Annotated in this window: 3 protein-coding genes; 2 read left to right on the forward strand and 1 reads right to left on the reverse strand. The window is 47.3% G+C overall.

Annotation, left to right across the window (positions count from 1 at the left end; all coding sequences use genetic code 11):
- Positions 1–907, reverse strand: a 907-nt coding sequence (locus tag V6C93_RS27040) for a CHASE2 domain-containing protein (protein WP_333479769.1), incomplete at its 3' end; no start/stop codon positions are given.
- 469 nt (positions 908–1,376) lie between these two features.
- On the opposite strand from V6C93_RS27040, the gene V6C93_RS27045 reads away from it, so the two are divergent.
- Both V6C93_RS27045 and V6C93_RS27050 read left to right on the forward strand, forming a co-directional pair.
- Positions 1,377–2,870, forward strand: a complete 1,494-nt coding sequence (locus V6C93_RS27045) for a folate/biopterin family MFS transporter (protein WP_333479770.1) — start codon at positions 1,377–1,379, stop codon at positions 2,868–2,870.
- Between the two features lie 246 nt (positions 2,871–3,116).
- Positions 3,117–4,438 (forward strand): carotenoid oxygenase family protein (locus tag V6C93_RS27050; protein ID WP_333479771.1); only part of this gene is annotated, 1,322 nt, incomplete at its 3' end.

The following is a 4,438-nucleotide window of genomic DNA, read 5'->3' on the forward strand; positions in this document are numbered from 1 at the left end:
CCTTGAGGATAGGGCTGTAAGGAGTCGGGAACCTATCCTTGAGGCTGGGTGCTGTCGAGCCGATGATCACAATTTTGCCTTTTACCCAACTCGGATCGAGTGAGCCATTCAAAAGCTCGTTCAAGGAGACTTCCTGGGCTATATTCTTCGGTGAGCGGTAGTTGAGTAAGATTTGATAGCCATCCGCTTCAATAGTTTGGTACCCACCTGAATTTTTTTCTAATCGCCAAAGTTCTGCCTTTCCCAACTGTGGTAAACCTGGATGGCTGAGACTGTCTTGAAGTGAGATTCCATGCTGTTCGAGATAGCCAAGAGCCAGACGCAGGGAAAAAGAAAAAAGGGCACCGTTTTCGTTTTCAGCAAATAATATATTGCGGCGAATAACATTATCTGGGTCGATCGCCAAGTCATTAAAGCCAACTCGTTCTGGTGGGACATCGGGTGGTGCAGTTGTCCCCGTGACGTTGTTAATGTTTTGAATCGCTATGACATTGGGTTGCTTGAGTTGAGCAACCAATTCATTGTGACCCGGTTCGATGGGAATATCACGATACAAATCCAGGCCGATAACAGCCGGTTGCATGGCTTGCACTTTTCTCAACACTTGGGCAATAACTTGGTCGGAAAACGGCCACTTTTTCTGATCACGGATATCTTTCTCTGTAATTGTGATTACGAGGATTCGGGGGTCGGGTACTGTTTGTTTTGACCGCAGGCGTACAAGATGGTCAAAGGCCATCAGTTCTAGGGACTGTAGTCCACCTAGATACCGTACTCCTAGTAAGGCAGCTATAACAGTAATCATGGACAAGGACGCCACCGCACCCCGCTTGGCTAGCGCCACGGCTCCCACATGGACGAAGTCGGGTCTGGAAATACCAACCTTTTGAGCGATGCGGAAAATCATAGATAACGAGGATAGATGTCCTAGAGCGTCGGTACAGTAATCGCCGAAATGACGATTTTTCCTAAGGGCACTGCCCCCGTGCCTACCCCCAAACCCTGGCGGGGCAACTCGCTACAGTCACAGAACACGCTAAACGGCAAATTTGTAAAATATGAAGCATATTATTACATCTTTAGGATGGAGGGTGTTACCCCTGAGTCGCGTTATGGATAACCTGAAAAAGATTGAGCCATCGAGAGCGGCGATGATGATGTCTCAATCCGCTTAGTTTTGTTAACTTTCATAACAGCCCTAGGCTCCAGTTCTTCTGTTGCGTGAACAGTTCCTGAATGGTAGGTGAGGGTGTACTCAGGACTTCTGAGGAGTCTTGCCACAAGCTTGAGGTTACAAAAATCTGACTTTCTAGTGATCGCAACGGCTGGGAGAGTATATATAAGATATATAAGGAGACAATTCTTAAAAAATATTCATGATTGCTTCCCAGTCCGGCTTGGACACCATCAAAGAATCTTTGAAAGAAAAAGTATTTTTTGGCAACGAACCCACATCTGAGTTGATTGCCATCTTAATCGTCTATTTTGTCCAGGGTATCCTGGGCTTATCCCGTCTGGCGGTTAGCTTTTTCCTCAAAGACCAACTGGCATTAAGTCCCGCTCAGGTGGCAGCACTGATGGGTATTGCCGCTTTACCCTGGGTGATTAAGCCATTGTTTGGCTTTCTCTCAGACGGATTACCCCTGTTTGGCTACCGCAGACGCCCCTACCTGATTTTATCGGGATTGATGGGGACAGCCGCTTGGCTCAGTCTCGCCACTTTAGTGAATACCGCTTGGGCGGCGACGGGTGCCATTCTCCTGAGTTCTCTATCGGTCGCCATCAGCGATGTGATTGTAGACTCGTTGGTTGTCGAACGGGCGCGGAAAGAATCTCTGAGTGACTCCGGTTCCCTCCAATCACTGACTTGGGGCGCTTCATCCGTCGGTGGATTGATAACCGCTTACCTGAGTGGATGGCTCCTACAACATTTCAGCAATCAAACCGTCTTCGCGATTACCGCAACTTTCCCCTTATTAGTTTCAGCCGTAGCTTGGTTCATTGCTGAAGAATCTGTAGACTCCCGTCCTGACGCCTCCACAGTTTGGAACCAAATCAAGCAACTGCGGGGTGCAGTGACGCAAAAAGCCATTTGGTTGCCTACAGCTTTTATCTTCATCTGGCAAGCCACACCCAGTGCAGATTCCGCATTTTTCTATTTCACAACCAATGAGTTAGGGTTTCAACCCGAATTTTTAGGGCGTGTTCGCTTAGTAACGAGTGTTGCGTCCCTGATTGGCATCTGGTTATTCCAACGCTTTCTCAAGAACCTGCCCTTCCGCAGCCTCATGGGATGGACGACGGTAATCTCGTCTGTTTTAGGGATGAGTGCCCTACTTCTGGTGACCCACACCAATCGTACTCTGGGTATTGACGATCACTGGTTCAGCTTGGGTGACAGCCTCATCCTTACAGTGATGGGACAAATTGCTTTTATGCCCGTTTTGGTACTTTCGGCGCGGCTTTGCCCAGAGGGTGTAGAAGCGACCTTATTTGCCCTTTTGATGTCGGTGTTTAACTTAGCAGGACTGTTGTCCCATGAACTGGGAGCATTACTCACCCATTTGCTGGGAGTTACTGAGAGTAACTTTGACAAGCTGTGGCTATTAATTGTGATTACAAATGCTTCCAGTTTATTGCCCCTTCCATTTTTAGGTTGGCTACCGGCTGCTGATCCGCAAGCTGAAATTAAAGCCGCTGAAACTCATAAGTCATTGCCACGAGCAGAGCTGTTTGAACATCATTCTCCGGGTTCTATGTCGGAACAACCCTTCTTACCTGACCTATTACCTGAATTCATCCGTACTCCGTTGGCAGAACGGCTGAGTAAACGCATGGGTTCACAGCCCGTTGAAGAACCAGCTGAATAGCTTTTTCACTTTTCCATAGAAGTTTCTCAGATGCGTGAAGTACATCAGAATAACCTAACCCCCTGCCCCTTCCCTGGTAGGGAAGGGGAGAAAGAATCAAAGCCTCTCTCCTTGTAGGAGAGAGGTCAGAGTGTATCGCATCCAACTGAGAACCGCTATAGAAGTTTCTTCACTGATATAGAGATGTAGCCATCTATCTCTCTATATTTGGACTCGCAATTTTCTACACTTTTTTACATAAAAAATATGCAAACTTTACCAACTCAAGAACACTTTTCAGTTGCCGTTTCTGCTTTGCCCTATGAGCGGAATGATTGGAAAAAGGGTTATGAATCCCAACCGAACGAATACGACTATTGGATTGATGACATCGAAGGCAAGATTCCGGCGGCGCTGCAAGGGACTTTGTTTCGCAATGGCCCTGGATTACTTGATATCAATGGGCAAAGGCTGCATCATCCCTTTGATGGAGATGGAATGATAAGTGCGATCGCATTTAATAATGGTCGTGCCCACTACCGCAATCGCTTTGTCCGCACTGAAGGTTTTATTGTGGAACAAGCCGCAGGAAAAATCCTATATCGTGGTGTTTTTGGTACTCAAAAGCCTGGGGGTTGGTTAGCAAATGCTTTTGATGTAAAAATCAAAAATATTGCTAATACCAATGTTATCTATTGGGGTGGCAAACTCTTGGCGCTATGGGAAGCAGCTGAGCCTTACCGCCTAGACCCGAAGACGCTAGACACGCTGGGTATAGACTACCTAAATGGTATTTTGAAAGAAGGTGACGCTTTTGCAGCTCACCCTCGAATTGACCCCAGTTGTAACTATAATGCGGGTAAACCTGTCCTGGTTAACTTCGCCATCAAAGCCGGTCTTTCTAGCACCATTATCATCTACGAGTTCGACCAATCCGGTAAACTTCTACGGAGTCAATCGAGAAGCATTCCTGGCTTTGCTTTCATTCATGACTTTGTAATTACGCCCAACTATTGCATCTTCTTTCAAAATGCCGTTAGCTTCAATCCGATTCCCTTCGCCCTAGGATTGCGGGGTGCGGGTGAGTGCGTAAAGTTTGAGCCAAATAAGCCTACCCGAATTGTGGTGATTCCTCGTACCTCCCCAACCCACCCTTACCAAGGAGGAGACAAAGAGGGGGTGCAGATTTTGGAAACGAAAGCGGGTTTTGTCTTCCACCACGCTAATGCGTTTGAGCAAGATGGCAAGATTTACATTGACTCTATTTGCTACGACAAGTTACCGGAAGTTGAACCCGAAAGCGATTTCCGAAACGTGGATTTTGAAGCACTGACACCAGGTCAATTCTGGCGGTTTACACTCGACTTAAATGAGCAAATTGTGGAACGTCAGCAGTTGGAAGAACGCTGCTGTGAGTTTCCCTCACTGCATCCACACCACGTCGGACGCCCCTATCGCTATCTGTTCACAGGTGCTGCTCATAATCCCACAGGAAATGCACCTCTACAGGTGATTCTTAAACTGGATGTAACAACAGGGGAACAACAGCTTTGGAGTGCGGCACCGAAAGGATATGTGAGTGAGCCAAT

Origin of the sequence: Allocoleopsis sp., from assembly GCF_036703385.1 — a bacterium.
Classification (GTDB): Bacteria; Cyanobacteriota; Cyanobacteriia; order Cyanobacteriales; family Coleofasciculaceae; genus Allocoleopsis.